Origin of the sequence: Pseudomonas sp. RW407, assembly GCF_003176655.1 — a bacterium.
GTDB lineage: Bacteria > Pseudomonadota > Gammaproteobacteria > Pseudomonadales > Pseudomonadaceae > Pseudomonas > Pseudomonas delhiensis.
Window position 1 is genome coordinate 440,274 of sequence record NZ_QGSL01000107.1, and the last position, 15,980, is coordinate 456,253.

The 15,980-nt window shown below is 68.7% G+C and carries 15 protein-coding genes; 6 read left to right on the plus strand and 9 right to left on the minus strand.

Features of this window, described 5'->3' with window-relative positions:
* Nucleotides 1–32: 32 nt before the first annotated feature.
* Both DK254_RS25950 and fabF read right to left on the minus strand, forming a co-directional pair.
* The gene (locus DK254_RS25950) at nt 33–1,967 is read right to left on the minus strand and encodes a DEAD/DEAH box helicase (protein WP_109936127.1); all 1,935 of its coding nucleotides are present in this window, start codon (nt 1,965–1,967) and stop codon (nt 33–35) included.
* 85 nt (nt 1,968–2,052) lie between these two features.
* Complete coding sequence (gene fabF / locus DK254_RS25955; protein ID WP_109936128.1) at nt 2,053–3,330, minus strand: beta-ketoacyl-ACP synthase II; 1,278 nt, start codon at nt 3,328–3,330, stop codon at nt 2,053–2,055.
* A 153-nt stretch (nt 3,331–3,483) separates the two neighbouring features.
* Here fabF and DK254_RS25960 point away from each other — a divergent pair, with 153 nt between their 5' ends.
* The gene (locus tag DK254_RS25960) at nt 3,484–3,969 is read left to right on the plus strand and encodes a GFA family protein (protein ID WP_089393613.1); all 486 of its coding nucleotides are present in this window, start codon (nt 3,484–3,486) and stop codon (nt 3,967–3,969) included.
* Here DK254_RS25960 and egtB read toward each other — a convergent pair.
* A complete protein-coding gene (gene egtB / locus DK254_RS25965; protein WP_109936129.1) occupies nt 3,966–6,083 on the minus strand; it encodes an ergothioneine biosynthesis protein EgtB in 2,118 nt (705 codons plus the stop codon). The genes DK254_RS25960 and egtB overlap by 4 nt on opposite strands.
* A gap of 253 nt (nt 6,084–6,336) precedes the next feature.
* Here egtB and bla point away from each other — a divergent pair, with 253 nt between their 5' ends.
* From bla to DK254_RS25980, 3 genes are all read left to right on the plus strand, one after another.
* On the plus strand, nt 6,337–7,218 hold the full coding sequence (gene bla / locus DK254_RS25970; protein ID WP_109936130.1) for a class A beta-lactamase: 882 nt from the start codon (nt 6,337–6,339) through the stop codon (nt 7,216–7,218).
* A 150-nt stretch (nt 7,219–7,368) separates the two neighbouring features.
* Entirely contained in the window at nt 7,369–7,641 is a 273-nt protein-coding gene (locus DK254_RS25975; RefSeq protein WP_109936131.1) for a type II toxin-antitoxin system Phd/YefM family antitoxin, read from the plus strand.
* Nucleotides 7,619–7,924, plus strand: a complete 306-nt coding sequence (locus DK254_RS25980; RefSeq protein ID WP_244160949.1) for a Txe/YoeB family addiction module toxin — start codon at nt 7,619–7,621, stop codon at nt 7,922–7,924. Before DK254_RS25975 ends, DK254_RS25980 begins: the two co-directional genes overlap by 23 nt.
* Before the next feature lie 18 nt (nt 7,925–7,942).
* On the opposite strand, the gene DK254_RS25985 is transcribed toward DK254_RS25980, so the two are convergent.
* Nucleotides 7,943–8,410, minus strand: coding sequence for an RES family NAD+ phosphorylase (locus DK254_RS25985; RefSeq protein ID WP_109936132.1), 468 nt, complete (start codon nt 8,408–8,410; stop codon nt 7,943–7,945).
* Nucleotides 8,410–8,868 carry an antitoxin Xre/MbcA/ParS toxin-binding domain-containing protein gene (locus DK254_RS25990; protein WP_109936133.1) on the minus strand — a complete coding sequence of 153 codons (459 nt, stop codon included), beginning with the start codon at nt 8,866–8,868 and terminating at the stop codon, nt 8,410–8,412. Before DK254_RS25990 ends, DK254_RS25985 begins: the two co-directional genes overlap by 1 nt.
* Nucleotides 8,869–9,336: 468 nt before the next feature.
* On the opposite strand from DK254_RS25990, the gene DK254_RS25995 reads away from it, so the two are divergent.
* The gene (locus DK254_RS25995) at nt 9,337–9,702 is read left to right on the plus strand and encodes a multidrug/spermidine efflux SMR transporter subunit MdtJ (RefSeq protein WP_109936134.1); all 366 of its coding nucleotides are present in this window, start codon (nt 9,337–9,339) and stop codon (nt 9,700–9,702) included.
* On the plus strand, nt 9,690–10,019 hold the full coding sequence (gene mdtI, locus DK254_RS26000; RefSeq protein WP_109936135.1) for a multidrug/spermidine efflux SMR transporter subunit MdtI: 330 nt from the start codon (nt 9,690–9,692) through the stop codon (nt 10,017–10,019). Before DK254_RS25995 ends, mdtI begins: the two co-directional genes overlap by 13 nt.
* A 277-nt stretch (nt 10,020–10,296) precedes the next feature.
* On the opposite strand, the gene gabP is transcribed toward mdtI, so the two are convergent.
* The 4 genes from gabP to lhgO all read right to left on the minus strand — a co-directional run bounded on the left by gabP (nt 10,297) and on the right by lhgO (nt 15,900).
* Nucleotides 10,297–11,697 (minus strand): GABA permease, encoded by a 1,401-nt coding sequence (gabP, locus tag DK254_RS26005; protein WP_109936136.1) that lies wholly within the window; start codon nt 11,695–11,697, stop codon nt 10,297–10,299.
* A gap of 144 nt (nt 11,698–11,841) precedes the next feature.
* Complete coding sequence (gene gabT / locus DK254_RS26010) at nt 11,842–13,116, minus strand: 4-aminobutyrate--2-oxoglutarate transaminase (protein WP_109936137.1); 1,275 nt, start codon at nt 13,114–13,116, stop codon at nt 11,842–11,844.
* Nucleotides 13,117–13,154: 38 nt separating this feature from the next.
* Nucleotides 13,155–14,603, minus strand: coding sequence for an NADP-dependent succinate-semialdehyde dehydrogenase (gabD, locus tag DK254_RS26015; RefSeq protein ID WP_109936138.1), 1,449 nt, complete (start codon nt 14,601–14,603; stop codon nt 13,155–13,157).
* Between the two features lie 31 nt (nt 14,604–14,634).
* Nucleotides 14,635–15,900 carry an L-2-hydroxyglutarate oxidase gene (lhgO, locus tag DK254_RS26020; protein WP_109937302.1) on the minus strand — a complete coding sequence of 422 codons (1,266 nt, stop codon included), beginning with the start codon at nt 15,898–15,900 and terminating at the stop codon, nt 14,635–14,637.
* Nucleotides 15,901–15,980: the final 80 nt, after the last annotated feature.

Sequence of the window (15,980 nt, forward strand, 5' to 3'; positions counted from 1 at the left end):
CGAGCTCGCTCCTACGAAAAGCCAGAACCCCCTCAGCCCTTCCTCGCCAACACCGCCGCCGCCCCCTGCGCCTTGCGCGAATACCAGAACACCCGGCTTACCCCGCGGGTAACTGCCACGTAGGCCAGGCGCAGGCTCTCGTCCTGCATCGCCTGGTCGTAGCTGTTGCGGAAGAACCCGCTGTGGGCATACAGCACGTTGCGCAGCGGGTGGCGCTCGGGTGGCGCGCAGTCGTCGACGATGATCGCCACCTCCGCCTGCAGGCCCTTGGCGCGGTGGATACTCATGGCCTTCACCGGCAGCTTGGCGTCGAGCTGCGCCTGGATCTGCTGCAGCGGTTCGTTGCGCCGGCTCAGCAGCATCACCGCGGTGCTCTCGCGGCTGCCGCGCTGGGCCACGTGCTCGCACTGGGCGCGGATGTCCGCCACCAGCCTGGGCAGGTCGCGGGCCAGGTCGAAGCGGGTTTCCACGCGCACGCCGTGGTCGCCCGGCTGCATCGGCTTGAAGGCGCGGCAGGTCTTGGCCTGCTTGAAGTTCACCTCGGCCAGCACCGCCTCGGCGTCGCGGATCACCGGCTCGATGCTGCGGTAGTTGGTCTCCAGCAGCAGCACCGTGCTCTGGCGGTTGCGGCCCTTGCTGGGGAAGTGCCTGTCGAAGTCCATGAACAGCTCCGGCGAGCTGCCGCGCCAGCCGTAGATCGACTGCCAGTCGTCGCCGATGGCCATCAGGCTCGGCGCCTTGCCGCTGCGCGCCAGGAAGCGGTGCAGGGCCTGCAGCCAGAGGACGATCTGCGGCGAGATGTCCTGGAATTCGTCGATCAGCAGGTGCGTCATCGGCTCGGCCGCTTCCAGCTTCGCCTCGCCTTCGGCAAAGCGTTTGGTGAGCTGCTGGAAGGCGGCGTTGAAGGTGGTCAGGCGCTGGCGCTTGAGCAGGGCCAGGAAGAAGCTCCAGTAGATGGCCAGGGCCTCGAGGAAGATCTTCTCGCGCGTCGAGCAGTCCAGCTCGGCCACCTTCAGGTCCTGCGGGCGCAGGCCGAGGCTTTCCATGAAGCCGGCCTGGGTGTGGAAGACCTCCACCAGCGGCGCCTCGACGAACTCGCCGGGCAGGCGGAACGGCTGGACCGGCGCGGGGCCCGGCACTTCCTCCGGCTTCTCCAGGCCCAGCAGGCGGTGCACCTTGGCGCGGAAGGCGCCGTTCACCGCGTAGCATTCCTCGTAGGCCTCCAGCAGCAGGCGCTGCTGCGCCGGGCGCAGGCGGCCGCCGGTGAGGGGGTTGTCCGGCTCGTCGGGGTTCCTCTCCTCCAGTTGCTCGAACCAGCGCTGCTTGCCCAGCAGTTCGCGGGCCTGCACGCCCATGGCCGAATGGAAGGTGCGCACGCATTCGCGGGCGCGGGCCATGTCGAAGGGGTATTGCCAGAAGGCCAGGACGCGCACCAGCTGTTCGCGCAGCTGCGCGCAGGAAGCGTTGGTGAAGGAGATCACCGTGACCTTGTCCGCCTCGATGCCAAGGTGGCAGAGCATGAACACCAGGCGCAGCACCAGGGTGGTCGACTTGCCGGAGCCGGCGCCGGCGAAGATGCGCGCCAGCGGCTGGCGGCAGAGGATCATCGCCCACTGCTCGTCCGACGGCGGGCTGATCACGCCGGCGCTGACCGCCTGGCGCACCCGCTCGCGCATCGCCTCGACCTGCTCCGGGCGCACCGCCAGGGCGCGCGCCGGGTAGATGCCGGCGGGGCCCTGCGCCGCAGGCTTCGCCGGGGCCTTCTCGCCCTCGGCGGCCTTGGGCTTGCGCGGCGCGCGGGGCTTGGCCTCGGCGCCGCCCTGCTTCCTCGCCGTGGCGCGCGGCTTCTTCGACGCCGGCGCCTGGGCGACCTCGTTCTGCTCGCGCAGGTAGGCGGTGGTGCGCGGGAAGTACCGCGCCAGGGATTCGGACAGCAGCAGTTTGTAGCGCCTTACGGCAGACAGCATCGGAAGGCTCCGGCCCTGGAGGATGTCGCTGAATGATAAGGGGTTTCAGTGACGATCCGACAGCGCCGGGCGCCTCGCGTTCGCCTCAGGCGCCGGTCCAGCGCCTGAACAGCACGCTGGCGTTGACGCCGCCGAAGCCGAAACCGTTGGACAGCGCATAGTCCGTCTGCAGCGCGCGTGGCGCACCCCGCACCAGGTCGATGCCGGCGGCGGCTTCGTCCGGTTCCTCCAGGTTGAGGGTCGCCGGGGCCAACTGGTCGCGCAGGGCCAGCAGGGTGAAGACCGCCTCCAGCCCGCCGGCCGCGCCCAGCAGGTGGCCGGTGGCGGACTTGGTGGCGCTCACCGCCACCGAGCCGGTGTCGCCGAACACCGCGCGGATGGCCGCCAGCTCGCCCTTGTCGCCCACCGGCGTGGAGGTGGCGTGGGCATTGAGGTGGCCGATCGACGCCGGGTCGATGCCGGCCTGGGCGATGGCCAGCTGCATGGCCCGGCGCGCGCCGCTGCCGTCCTCGGGGCCGGCGGTCAGGTGGTAGGCGTCGGCGCTGGTGCCGTAGCCGACCAGCTCGGCCAGCGGCTGCGCGCCGCGGGCCAGGGCGTGTTCCAGCGATTCGATCACCAGCACCCCGGCGCCCTCGCCCATGACGAAGCCGTCGCGCTGGCGGTCGAAGGGCCGCGAGGCCTGCTGCGGATGGTCGTTGAAGCCGCTGGACAGCGCCCGCGCCGCGGCGAAGCCGCCCAGGGCGACGCGGTCGATGGAGGCCTCGGCGCCACCGCACAGGGCGATGTCCGCCTCGCCGGCGCGGATCAGCCGCGCGGCGTCGCCGATGGCCTGGACGCTGGCGGCGCAGGCGGTCACCGGCGCGCCTATCGGCCCCTTGAAGCCGTAGCGGATGGACACGTGGCCGGCCGCCAGGTTGACCAGGAACGACGGGATGGTGAACGGCGACAGGCGCCGCGGCCCGCGCTCGTCGGTGGTGCGCACGGCATCGGCGATGGCGCTGAAGCCGCCGATGCCGGAGCCGATCAGCGTGGCGGTGCGCGTCTGCCCGCGTTCATCCTGGGGCGCCCAGCCGGCCTGGGCCAGGGCCTGCTCGGCGGCGGCCAGGGCGAAGAGGATGAAGCGGTGCATCTTCTTCTGTTCCTTGGCCGGCGCGGCGCGCTCGGCGTCGAAGCCGGCCTCGGCGTCCTCGCCGATGCCCGGTACCCGGCCACCCACCGCGCAGGGCAGGTCGCGGACGAATTCGTCGGCCAGCCGGACGATGCCGGAGCGCCCCTGCAGCAGGCGCTGCCAGACCGTCTCGGTGCCACACCCCAGGGGGCTGACCACCCCGGTCCCGGTTACCACTATGCGTTGTACGGCCATGACTTCACCTGCATGAGGATGGCTTCGCCATCATTGAATTACGGTCAACATATAACATCCCGGGCAACCTGACCATCCGTCGTCGCGCCCGGCGCGGCGGGAGGCGATCGACCACCCTTGCCCGGGTCCCGATCCGTATAGAGGAGATTCGCCATGCGACTGGAAGGTTCCTGCCATTGCGGCGCCGTGACCTTCAGCCTGGAGAGCGCCCATCCCTACCCCTACCAGCGCTGCTACTGCTCGATCTGCCGCAAGACCCAGGGCGGCGGAGGCTACGCCATCAACCTGGGCGGCGCCGCCGCCAGCCTCAAGGTGCGCGGGCGCAAGCACCTGCGCGTGTACCACGCCAAGCTGCGCGAGCCGGGCCAACGCACCCGCACCAGTACCGCCGAGCGCAACTTCTGCGGCGAGTGCGGCAGCGCCCTGTGGCTGTTCAGCCCGGAGTGGCCGGAACTGATCCACCCCTTCGCCTCGGCCATCGACACCCCCTTGCCGGTGCCGCCGGAACACACCCACCTGCTGCTGGACTCCAGGGCCCCCTGGGTGGAGGTGGAGAAGCACCCACGCGACCGGTACTTCGACGGCTACCCCGAGGAGTCCATCGCCGACTGGCACCAGCGCCTGGGGCTGGAGCGCTAGGCCTGCAGGCGGAACACCGCGAAGGCCGGCTCGGGGCTGGTCCACTGCTCGCGCACCAGCCAGCCGCCGCGCTCGGCCAGCTCGCGGAAGTCGTCGATGGCGTATTTGTAGGAGTTCTCCGTGTGCAGGCGTTCGCCGGCGCGGAACAGGTACTCCATGCCGGCGATGCGCACGCGCTGCTCGACGCGGCTGACCAGGTGCATCTCGATGCGGCCGTGTTCGGCGTTCCAGAAGGCCAGGTGGTCGAAGCGGTCGGGCTGGAAGTCGGCGCCCAGTTCGCGGTTGATGCGCCCCAGCAGGTTGAGGTTGAAGCGCGCGGTGACGCCTTCGGCATCGTTGTAGGCGGCCTCCAGCACGGCCACGTCCTTGCGCAGGTCCACCCCGACGATGAAGCCGGCGCCCGGCCCCAGCAGTTCGTGGGCGCCCTGGAGGAAGGCCAGGGCCTGCTGCGGGTCGAAGTTGCCGATGGTGGAGCCGGGGAAGAAACCCAGCCGCGGGCCATCGGCCAGCGCCGGGGGCAGCGCTTCCAGGCGGGTGAAGTCGGCGCACAGCGGCTCCACGCGCAGCGCCGGGTAGTCGCGCTGCAGGCGGGCGGCGGCCTTGTCCAGGGCCGCCGGGCTGATGTCGATGGGCACGTAGCGGCCGATCCGCGGCGCCGCGTCCAGCAGCAGGCAGGTCTTCTCGCTGGCGCCGCTGCCGAACTCCACCAGGGTGCAGTCGGCCGGGACGCGCTCGGCGAGGGCCGGGGCGATGCGCTTGAGCAGGGCAGTCTCGCTGCGCGTGGGGTAGTACTCGCGGGTGCGGCAGATGGCCTCGAACAGCTCGGAGCCGGCGGCATCGTAGAAGTACTTGGGCGACAGTTGCCGCGGCGTCAGCGAGAAGCCCGCCTCCAGGTCCTCGGCCAGCTCGCGGGCGCGCGGGTCCAGCGCGGCCTGCTCCGGCAGGTCGCGGGCCAGGCGCAGGCCGGCGAACATCCAGCGCTTTTCCGGGTGGAAGAAGTTGCGGTAGCTGGGCCGCGAGTGCCCGCCCGGGGTGATGCAGGCGCCGCCGCGCAGGACCATCTGGCTGACCATGAACTTGCCGTTGTACTCGCCCACCGCACCGGCGCCGGGGCGGAAGCCGGGGTAAGGCGCATAGGCGCTCTGCGTCCACTGCCAGGCGGCGTCGTAGAGCTGGCGCAGGCGGCCGTCGCGGGCGGCCACCTCCCATTCCATTTCCGTGGGCAGGCGCGCGCCGGCCCAGCTGGCGTAGGCGCAGGCCTCGTAGTAGCTGACGTGCAGCACTGGCGCCTGCAGGTCCAGCGGGCGCAGGCCGGCCAGGCCGAATTCGTGCCAGCCGTCGTCCTGCCGGCGCCAGTACAGCGGGGCCTGCCAGCCCTCCTCCTGGATTTTCGCCCAGCCGTCGGACAACCACAGCTCGGGGCGGCGATAGCCGTCATCCTCGATGAACGCCAGCCACTGGCCGTTGCTCACCAGGGACTCGGCGATCTCGAACGGCGCCAGGAAACAGCGGTGCGCCGGCGCCTCGTTGTCGAAGGCGAAGCCCTCGCCGTCATGGCCGATGCCCAGCAGCCCGCCCTGGATCGCCAGGAAGCGCTGCGGCCCGCAGGCCGAGGGCGCATGCCCCTCGCCATAGGCCGGTGCCAGCGGCGACAGGCTGAACAGGTGGAGGATGTCCATCAGCAGCAGTTCCTGGTGCTGCTCCTCGTGGGCCAGGCCCAGGCGCACCAGGGCCTCCAGCCCGGCATCCGGCGCCCGGGCCAGCAACTTGTGCATGTGCTCGTCGACGTGCAGCCGGTAGTCGAGCACCCGGTGCAGCGGCGGCCGCGTCAGCATCCCCCGCTGCGGCCGGGGCTGGCGCGCGCCCAGGGCCTCGTAGTAGGAGTTGAACAGGTAGCCGAAGTGGGCGTCGAACAGCTGGTAGCCGGGCAGGTGCGGCTGCAGCAGGAAAGTCTCGAAGAACCAGGTGGTATGCGCGATGTGCCACTTGGCCGGGCTGGCATCGGGCATCGACTGGGTGACCGCATCCTCGGCGCTGAGGGGGGCGATCAGTTCTTCGCTGCGCCGCCGCACCTGGCGGTAGGCGTCGAGCAACGACGGGGCCTTGCTGGACATGGGGTGGTCCCCTTTTCCGTGGGCGGGTTCGGCACGCGGGCGGTCGACCTTCGCCGGGGAGAAGGCGCCGCTGCGACGGCAGTCATCGGGTTCGAGCCACGGCCCGGAGCAAAGGTTGCAAGAATCTGCCTTCGGCGCCTGCCTCCCTTGAGGGTAGAAGCGCTACGGCGGCGGCCGGGAAAAACCGATGGGCGTGGCCGCTTGCCGCGCCCTGCCCGGCTGGCCGATAGTCGCCCCTCGACCAGGAGGCAGCATGTTCAACAGAAGACAGATCAACCGTGCGCTGCTGCTGGCGCCACTGGCCGGGCTGCTCCCCGGCGGCGCGCGGGCCGGCGCCGTGCCGGCCGTGGAGCGCCTGAAGCAACTGGAACGCGACAGCGGCGGGCGCCTGGGCGTGGCCGTGCTCGACAGCGGCGACGGCCGCCGCTTCGGCCTGCGCGAGGACGAGCGCTTCCCGCTGTGCAGCACCTTCAAGCTGCTGCTCGCCGCCGCCGTGCTGGCCCGCGTCGACCGTGGCGAGGAGCAGCTGGCGCGGCGCATCGTCTACGGCCGCGGCGACCTGGTGCCCTACTCGCCGGTCAGCGAACGCCACGTCGGCAAGCCGGGCCTGAGCGTCGCCGAACTCTGCGAGGCGGCGATCACCCTCAGCGACAACGGCGCCGCCAACCTGCTGCTGGCCAGCCTGGGCGGCCCAGCCGGGCTGACCGACTGGCTGCGCAGCACGGGCGACGAGGTCAGCCGCCTGGACCGCAACGAGCCCACGCTCAACGAAGCCCTCCCCGGCGACCCGCGCGACACCAGCACCCCGCGGGCGATGGTCGCCACCCTGCAGCGCCTGCTGCTGGGCGACGTCCTGCAACCCGCCTCACGCGCCCAGCTGGACGCCTGGCTGGCGGCCAACAAGACCGGCGACAAGCGCATCCGCGCCGGCCTGCCGCCGCTCTGGAAGGTCGGCGACAAGACCGGCACCGGCGAGCGCGGCACCAGCAACGACGTAGCCATCCTCCGGCCGCCGGGCCGCGCGCCGATCCTGGTGGCGGCCTACCTCACCGGCAGCCCGGCCTCGGCGGAAAAGCGCGAAGCGGTGCTGGCGGAGGTTGGGCGGCTGGCGGCGGGGCTGGTGGATCAGCCATAGCACGCAGCGGGACTGGCGGGCACCAATGGCTGCGCTTGATCAAAGTACAACGTTCTGTACAATCATCTCGTCCAGCACCGGACCCGCCCTCCGCACTCTTTTCCCGTCGGAAGATTCAATCAGCCCTGGCTTCGCCAGAAGGTACCCGCCATGCAAATTCTGACATTCAGCCAAGCGCGAGCCAGCCTGAAACAGGCCATGGATGACGTATGCCGCGACCATGAGCCGACTGTCATCACCCGGCAAAGAGGCGAACCTGTCGTCCTGCTTTCGCTGGAGGACTACAACGGCATGCGCGAGACCATGTACCTGCTGCAGTCCTCGGCCAACGCACAACGGCTGCATGAATCCATCGAGCAGTTGCGAGCCGGCAAGAGCGCGCCAAGGGAATTGAGCATCAGTGACAACGCAGAAGAAACGTAACAAGGCCGGCGCCCGCAAGACGGTTTCGGTGGCTTTCACCGATCACGGCTGGGACGACTACCAGTACTGGAAGGGCCAGGATCCGAAGATATCCGCAGCCCTGGACCGGCTCATCGGCGAATGCCTGCGTACCCCCTTCAGCGGCACCGGCAAGCCCGAAGCGCTGAAGGGTAACCTCACCGGGTTCTGGTCCCGCCGCATAACCCACGAACACCGGCTGGTCTATCTGTTCGAAGACGGCCAACTCTTCATCGTGCAATGCCGCTACCACTACGACGGCTGACTCACCTTCCCCATCGGCTCAGGCACGCCCCTGGAACATCCGCTCGTCATAGAGGAAGTCGTAGCTGTCCTCGACCTTCACCTGGGCGATCGCCGGGTGCCGCGGGTTGAGCAGGATGTTCCACTCCAGCGGCAGCACGGCCGAGGGCACCATCAGCCCGAGTTGCTCGCCGGCCCGCAGCCAGCGGGTTCCGTAGTCCATGCTCGGGCGGTCCGCCGGCAGGCTGTTCCAGCCATCGGGCAGTTCGCGGGGGTCGGGCCTGAGGTAGAGGTCGTCGCCTTCCGGGAGCCGGAAAGCGGTGATCTTCAGCGCGAAGGCCGGCCGCCCGCTGGCGTGCACGAAGGTTTCCAGGCAGCAGATGGCCGGCGTCAGGCCCAGGTACACCACGGGCAGGTCACGGTCGTTCCAGCGCCCGCCGAGGATGGCCGCGCCCTGGCCGGAGAGGTCGGTGGCCCGCGTCGCTTTCGCGACTCGCCAGGCCCGCATCAGGCGACCCCGCCCCACTCCAGCGCGTGCAGCACGCGGCGTACCTGGTTGGCGCCTATTTCGGTATCGCAGAGGCTCAGCGGCGTCTGGCCGCCGAGGGCGTCGTTGGGGCGCCCCAGCCACTGGGTCGCGGCGTCCTTGTCCTCGAGCACCTGCTCGGCCAGTACGGCCACCGAAGCCAGGCGGTCGAGGCGTTCCGAGGTCACCGCGTCCAGGTCCTGGTCCGCCTTCTTCTTGCGCTCGTAGGTGGACAGGGAAATGTTGAACAGCTCGACGAAGCCCGGGCCGCTGATGCGGAAGGTGTCCCGCACCGATTCGACCCAGCGCCAGCTCAAGCCGTGGCGGATGTGCTGCAGCCGCTGGCTCTCGGTGAGGCTGGCATGGCCGTGCACCAGGTGCCAGAACACCGGGGACGGCGAGTCGCTGCGACGACGATCTTCCGTCTTGATGGCCAACATGCGACCTCCTCAAATGATGAAAAACTAACCATCAAATGAAGGCTACTCCTTTCTGGCGGTTTTGCCCAGCGGGATGGCGGGAACGAGGGCGCCGGGCGAATGAACAAAATATTGCACAGCCACTTTGAACACCCGCTATCCCACATACGGCCCACGTCAAGAAACAAGGGAACCGATCGCCATCAGCCCATTGTCTGAGCCTATCGATTTGCCAATCATCCTAAACTCAGGCAATATAGTGTTCATTATGTTGAACACAACGATCCAAACCCGCTTCACTTCCCGCCTGGTCTCCCGCGAGCGCCACTGGACCGGCGACCTCTAGCGCCCTCCCCGAAGTCACGTCTTTGGTGACGATGCGCACGCGCGTCTCGCCGCTCGCCCAGCGTCACCTCCCCGTTCCGACTTTTCCGCCTGGCCCCGCGTCCATTCGCGAGGGCGGCGGCTTGCCCAAGGGAGGGCTCGATCATGCGTTCCTGGATCTATCTGTTCGCCGCCATCGGTTTCGAAGTGGTCGGCACCACCTCGATGAAACTCACCACCACCCTGGCCCCGCTGTACGGCCACCTGCTGATGTACGCCATGGTCGGCCTGTCGTACTACTTCCTGTCGCTGGCCATCAAGCGCGTGCCTGTGGGCGTGGCCTACGCCCTCTGGGAGGGCATCGGCATCGTCCTCATCACCCTGGTCAGCGTCGCCTGGCTGGGCGAGCAACTGGCCCCGGAGAAGGTCCTGGGCCTGGCCGTGATGATCGCCGGCATCCTGCTGGTCAAGTCCGGCACCCGCAGCAAGCGCGAGCCGTCCGCAGAGGAGGCCGTCACATGCCGAGCCTGAACTGGATTCCGTTCGCCTGGCTGGGCCTGGCGATAGTGCTGGAGGTGATCGCCAACCTGCTGCTGAAGTATTCCGACGGCTTCCGCAGGCGCGCCCTCGGCGTCACCTCCATCCTCTGCGTGCTGGGCGCCTTCTCGGCCCTGGCCCAGGCGGTGAAGGACATCGAGCTGTCGGTGGCCTACGCGGTGTGGGGCGGCTTCGGCATCCTCGCCACCGTGGCCATGGGCTGGGCCCTGTTCGGCCAGCGCCTGGTGTGGCGCGGCTGGCTTGGGCTGGGCCTGCTGGTGGCGGGCATGGTGCTGCTGAAGCTGGCCTGACGAAACGAAAAACGGGGCGCCCTTGGGCGCCCCGTTTTCATTTGGGACTAACAGATACCTGTAGGAGCGGGCCCTGCCCGCGATTTCGCGCGCAGGGCGCGCTCCTACAAGGGCACGGCATACGGGCAACCTGTAGGAGCGGATCTCATCCGCGAATCGCGCCGGGATGGCTGGCTATCGCGGACAAGGTCCGCTCCTACGGTTGAGCTACGTGCCTCACGGAAACCTGTAGGAGCGAGGAGCCGTTCGCGAGCAAGCTCGCTCCTACGAAGAGCCATCAGCGCTCAGCCACGCTCAGGCGTGTGGAGCCCTGCTCGCTACGCGCACGGCGGCGGGTGACCAGCAGGCCGGAGCAGACGATCAGCACGCTGAGCAGCGCGGTGGCGGTCACTTCCACGCGGTGGTCCGGGCGCAGCAGCATCAGCACCAGTACGCCGACGATGAACAGGATCACGCCCCAGGTCAGCCACGGGAACAGCCACATGCGGTACTGCGGCGCCTTGCCCTCGACATCCATGCGCTTGCGCATGCGCAGTTGCGAGATGGCGATCACCAGGTACACCAGCAGGGCGATGGCGCCGGAGCTGGCCATGAGGAAGCCGAACACCTGGGCCGGAACCAGGTAGTTGGCGATCACCGTGGCGAAGGCCGCGGCGGTCGACAGCAGCACCGCCACCACCGGGGTACCGGCACGGCTGGTCACCCGCGCGACTGCCGGCGCGTCACCGCGGCTGCTCAGCGAGAACAGCATGCGCGAGGCGGTGTACAGCGAGGAGTTCAGGCAGCTGGTCACCGAAGTCAGCACCACCACGTCGATCAGCGCCTTGGCGTTGGGCACGCCGAGGATTTCCAGCACGGTCACGTAGGAGCCGTCGGCGGCGAGGCGCGGGTCGGTCCAGGGCACCAGGGCGACGACGATGAAGATCGACAGGATGTAGAACAGGGTGATCCGCCAGATCACCGAGTTGGTGGCCTTGGAGATCTGCTTCTCGGCCGCGTCGGACTCGGCTGCGGCGATGGTCACCACTTCCGCGCCGAGGAACGAGAACATGGTGATCAGCATGGCGCTGAGCACCGCGCCGAAGCCGTTGGGCATGAAGCCGCCGTTGTCCCACAGGCGCGACACGCCGCTGACCCCGGTGTTGGGCAGCAGGCCGAGGATGGCGCAGGCGCCGAGGATGATGAAGCCGACAATGGCGATCACCTTGACCAGCGCCAGCCAGAACTCGAACTCGCCGTAGTTCTTCACGCTGAACAGATTGGTCACGGTGAGCAGCAGGGTGATGGCCAGGGACAGCACCCAGATGTCCAGCTGCGGCACCCAGCTGTTGATGATGGTGGCGGCGATGTTCGCCTCGATCGGGATCACCAGGACCCAGAACCACCAGTACAGCCAGCCGATGGTGTAGCCGGCCCATTTGCCGATGGCGCGGTCGGCGTAGGTGGAGAAGGAGCCGGTGTCGGGCGACGCCACGGCCATCTCGGCCAGCATACGCATGACGATCACCACCAGGGCGCCGGCCAGGATGTACGCGAGGATGGCCGCCGGGCCCGCCTCGGCGATGGCGCGGCCGGAGCCGACGAAGAGGCCGGCGCCGATTACGCCAGCGATGGACAGCATGGTCACATGCCGCGATTTCAACCCATGGCTCAGGTTGTTCTTGTTGAGCTGTTGCATGGTCTCACCTTGTAGAGCTGCGTCCCTGCGGCGGAAGTGGCCCGGCCCGCCCGTGCGTGGGCACGGGCGGGTACGGGGTCCGTCTTTGTTCTCTTCGGCGCGGCCCCTTCAGGGAAAGGGGCCGCGGCGCACGCGCAAGCGGAATCAGGCCAGTTCGTCGAAGCACTCGCCGATGATGCCCAGGCCGCGCTGCAGGTCGGCGTCGCTGACGGTCAGCGGCACGAGGATGCGCAGGACGTTGTAGTAGGTACCGCAGGACAGCAGCACCAGGCCCTTGTCGCGGGCCTTGGCGACGATCTTGGCGGTCAGCTCGGCGGCCGGGCTCTGGCCGTCGGCTTCGAACAGCTCCACCGCGACCATGGCGCCGAGGATGCGCACTTCGCCGATGCTGGCGTGGCGCTCGCCGATCTGGCGCAGGCCGGCGCCGAGGATTTCGCCCACGGCCTTGGCGCGGTCCAGCAGGTTCTCTTCCTCGAAGGCCTCGATCACCGCCAGGGCGGCGGCGCAGGAGATCGGGTTGCCGGCGTAGGTGCCGCCCAGGCCGCCCGGGGCCACCGCGTCCATCAGTTCGGCGCGGCCAGCCACGCCGGCCAGCGGGAAGCCGCCGGCGATGGACTTGGCGAAGGTGGTCAGGTCGGCGGCGACGCCCATCTGCTCCATGGCGAAGAAGGTGCCGGTGCGGCCGGCGCCGGTCTGCACTTCGTCGGCGATCAGCACGATGCCGTGCTCGTCGCAGAGGGCGCGCAGGCGCTGCATGAAGTCCTTCGGCGCCGGGTTGAAGCCACCCTCGCCCTGCACCGGCTCGAGGATGATCGCGGCGATGTCGCGCGGCTGCGCGTCGTTCTTGAAGATGCGCTCGATGCTGGCGATCGACTCGTCCACCGACACGCCGTGCAGCGCATTCGGGTACTGCGCGCGGAACACGCCGCCGGGCATCAGGCCCAGGCCGGCGGAGTACGGCACCACCTTGCCGGTCAGCGCCAGGGTGTAGTGGGTGCGGCCGTGGTAGGCGCCGGTGAAGGCGATCACGCCGCTGCGGCCGGTGGCGGCGCGGGCGATCTTGATGGCGTTCTCCACGGCTTCGGCACCGGTGGTCACCAGCAGGGTCTTCTTCTCGAAGTCGCCCGGCAGCATGCCGTTGATCTTCTCAGCCAGGGCCACGTAGCCCTCGTAGCCGAACACGTGGAAACAGGTGTGGGTCAGCTTGGCCATCTGCGCCTGCACGGCGGCCATCACCTTCGGGTGCAGGTGGCCGGTGTTGAGCACGGCGATGCCGCCGGCGAAGTCCAGGTACTCGCGGCCTTCCACGTCCCAGATGGTGGCGTTCTCGGCGCGCTCGGCGTAGATCTGGTGGATCTGGCCGACGCCGCGCGGGATGGCGGCCATGCGCCGTTGTTGCAGGCTCTGGTTGCTGTTCATGCTGTCTCCAGGTCAGGAATGGGGTGGATGGACGCGCGTTACACGCCGATGCACAGGTATTTGATTTCCAGGTAGTCCTCGATGCCGTACTTCGAACCTTCGCGGCCCAGGCCCGAGGCCTTGATGCCGCCGAAGGGGGCGACCTCGTTGGAGATGATCCCGGTGTTGATGCCGACGATGCCGTACTCCAGCGCCTCGCCGACGCGGAACACGCGGCCCAGGTCGCGGGCGTAGAAGTAGGCGGCCAGGCCGTACTCGGTGTCGTTGGACAGCTCGATCACCTCGGCCTCGTCCTTGAAGCGGAACAGCGGCGCCAGCGGGCCGAAGGTCTCGTCCTTGGAAACCAGGGCGTTCTTCGGCACGTCGACCAGGATGGTCGGTTCGAAGAAGGTGCCGCCCAGGGCGTGGGGCTTGCCGCCGGAGACGACCCTGGCACCCTTGCTCACGGCATCGGCGATGTGCTCCTCGACCTTGGCCACCGCCTTGGCGTCGATCAGCGGGCCGGTGGTCACGCCCTGCTCCAGGCCATTGCCGATGTTCAGCTTGGCCACGGCGGCCTTGAGCTTGTCGACGAAGGCGTCGTACACGCCGTCCTGGATGTACAGGCGGTTGGCGCAGACGCAGGTCTGGCCGTTGTTGCGGTACTTGGAAACCAGCGCGCCTTCGACGGCGGCATCCAGGTCGGCATCGTCGAAAACGATGAAGGGCGCGTTGCCGCCCAGCTCCAGGGAGACCTTCTTGATGTCCTTGGCGCACTCGGCCATCAGTTGGCGACCGATTTCGGTGGAGCCGGTGAAGGTCAGCTTGCGCACGATCGGGTTGCCGGTCAGCTCGCCGCCGACTTCGCCGGCGCTGCCAGTGACCACGCTGAACACACCTTTGGGGATGCCGGCGCGCTCGGCCAGCTCGGCCAGGGCCAGGGCGGAATACGGGGTCTGCGAAGCGGGCTTGAGCACCATGGTGCAACCGGCGGCCAGGGCCGGGCCGGCTTTACGGGTGATCATCGCGGAAGGGAAGTTCCACGGGGTGATGGCCGCGGTGACGCCGATCGGCTGCTTGATCACCATCAGGCGCTTGTCCGGCTGGTGGCCGGGGATCATGTCGCCGTAGACGCGCTTGGCTTCCTCGGCGAACCACTCCAGGAACGACGCGGCGTAGGCGATCTCGCCCTTGGCTTCGGCCAGCGGCTTGCCCTGCTCGATGGTCATCAGGCGGGCCAGGTCATCCTGGTTCTCGATCATCAGCTCGAACCAGCGGCGCAGGCGGTTGGCGCGGTCCTTGGCGGTCAGCGCGCGCCAGGCCGGCAGGGCGCGGTCGGCGGCTTCGATGGCGCGGCGGGTCTCGGCGGCGCCCATCTTCGGCACGCTGCCGATGGTTTCGTTGGTGGCCGGGTTGTTGACCTTCAGGGTCTGGCCGTTGTCGGCATCCACCCAGGCGCCGTCGATATAGGCCTGCTGGCGGAACAGGCTGGAGTCTTTGAGTTGCACGCTGTCTTCCTCGTTATCGGTGGCGGGCGGCTCAGCCGGCGGCCCGCAGGTTGCTGTCCAGGGTGATGTCCGGGGTGGCGGCCTTGACGAAGTTGCCGCCCTGCGCGGCGACCTGTTCGCGAACCTTCTCGACGATGTAGGCGCCGATCGGGATGGCCGAAGTGGCGGCCGGCGACGGCGCGTTACAGACGTTGACGCTGCGCTTGGTATTCACGAAGAGGAAGTCGTCGATCAGCTTGCCGTCGCGCGACACCGCCTGGGCGCGCACGCCGGCCGGGTACTCGGTGAGATCGGCCTTGACGATGCTCGGGCAGTACTTCTGCACTTCCTTCAGGTAGCCGCCCTTGAACAGCGAGTTCTTCATCTCGATCAGGCCCGGGCGCAGGTTCTTCGCCAGCACCTTGAGGATGCCCGGCGTGGTCAGGGTCTCGAACATGTCGGAGAGGCTGATGTCGCGCTTGCGGTAGCCCTCGCGCTTCATCGCCAGCACGGCGTTGGGGCCGACGGTGACGGTGCCGTCGATCATCCGCGTCAGGTGCACGCCGAGGAACGGCATGGACGGATCGGGGATCGGGTAGATCAGGTGGTTGACGATCTGGTTGTGCTGCTTGGGCAGCAGGTAGTACTCGCCACGGAACGGGCAGATGATGAACTGCGGCTGCAGGCCGAGCATGCGCACGATGCGGTCGGCCATCAGGCCCGAGCAGGTGACCAGGTAGCGGCCACGGAACTCGTTGTCGGTGGTGCGCACCACCACCTCGTCGGCGCGCTCGTCCAGCGCCGTCACCTCGGCGTTGTAGCGGATCTCGCCACCGGCGGCCTGGAACTCGCGGCCCATGGCGGCGGTGACTTCGGCGTAGCTGACGATGCCGCTGGAGGGCACGAAGATGCCGCCCAGGCCGACGATGTTCGGCTCGCGTTCGCGCAGCTCGCCGGCGCTCAGCCAGTGGCGCTCCAGGCCGTTGGCGGCGGTGCGCTCCCAGAGCGCCTTCATGCGCTCCATCTCCAGCTCGTTGGTAGCCACCAGCAGCTTGCCGCATTCGTCGTAGCGGATGCCGTGCTTGTCGCAGAAGGCCTTGGTGGCCTTGTTGCCGGCCAGGCAGAACTTCGCCTTGAGGCTGCCGGGGGTGTAGTAGACACCGGCGTGGATCACGCCGCTGTTGTGCCCGGTCTGGTGGCGCGCCGGGCCGGATTCCTTCTCCAGCAGGAGGATCTTCGCGTCCGGGTAGACCTGGGTGAGTTGCATCGCGGTGGACATGCCGACGATGCCGCCGCCGATGATGATGAAATCGTACACAGCCATTACCTCGCGCACTGGCTCAGCTGAAAAAACTCCACAGGAGGGGCCGGCGGCGGAGGTCGTGCGCGGACGCTTCG

What these genes read in the sequence shown, in the direction of transcription:
- DK254_RS25960 (WP_089393613.1), top strand. Translation starts at nt 3,484, where the DNA reads ATGCGACTGGAAGGTTCCTGCCATTGCGGCGCCGTGACCTTCAGCCTG.
- gabP (WP_109936136.1), bottom strand. Translation starts at nt 11,697, where the DNA reads ATGCAACAGCTCAACAAGAACAACCTGAGCCATGGGTTGAAATCGCGG.
- fabF (WP_109936128.1), bottom strand. Translation starts at nt 3,330, where the DNA reads ATGGCCGTACAACGCATAGTGGTAACCGGGACCGGGGTGGTCAGCCCC.
- DK254_RS25975 (WP_109936131.1), top strand. Translation starts at nt 7,369, where the DNA reads ATGCAAATTCTGACATTCAGCCAAGCGCGAGCCAGCCTGAAACAGGCC.
- gabT (WP_109936137.1), bottom strand. Translation starts at nt 13,116, where the DNA reads ATGAACAGCAACCAGAGCCTGCAACAACGGCGCATGGCCGCCATCCCG.
- mdtI (WP_109936135.1), top strand. Translation starts at nt 9,690, where the DNA reads ATGCCGAGCCTGAACTGGATTCCGTTCGCCTGGCTGGGCCTGGCGATA.
- DK254_RS25950 (WP_109936127.1), bottom strand. Translation starts at nt 1,967, where the DNA reads ATGCTGTCTGCCGTAAGGCGCTACAAACTGCTGCTGTCCGAATCCCTG.
- DK254_RS25985 (WP_109936132.1), bottom strand. Translation starts at nt 8,410, where the DNA reads ATGCGGGCCTGGCGAGTCGCGAAAGCGACGCGGGCCACCGACCTCTCC.
- egtB (WP_109936129.1), bottom strand. Translation starts at nt 6,083, where the DNA reads ATGTCCAGCAAGGCCCCGTCGTTGCTCGACGCCTACCGCCAGGTGCGG.
- bla (WP_109936130.1), top strand. Translation starts at nt 6,337, where the DNA reads ATGTTCAACAGAAGACAGATCAACCGTGCGCTGCTGCTGGCGCCACTG.
- DK254_RS25995 (WP_109936134.1), top strand. Translation starts at nt 9,337, where the DNA reads ATGCGTTCCTGGATCTATCTGTTCGCCGCCATCGGTTTCGAAGTGGTC.
- DK254_RS25990 (WP_109936133.1), bottom strand. Translation starts at nt 8,868, where the DNA reads ATGTTGGCCATCAAGACGGAAGATCGTCGTCGCAGCGACTCGCCGTCC.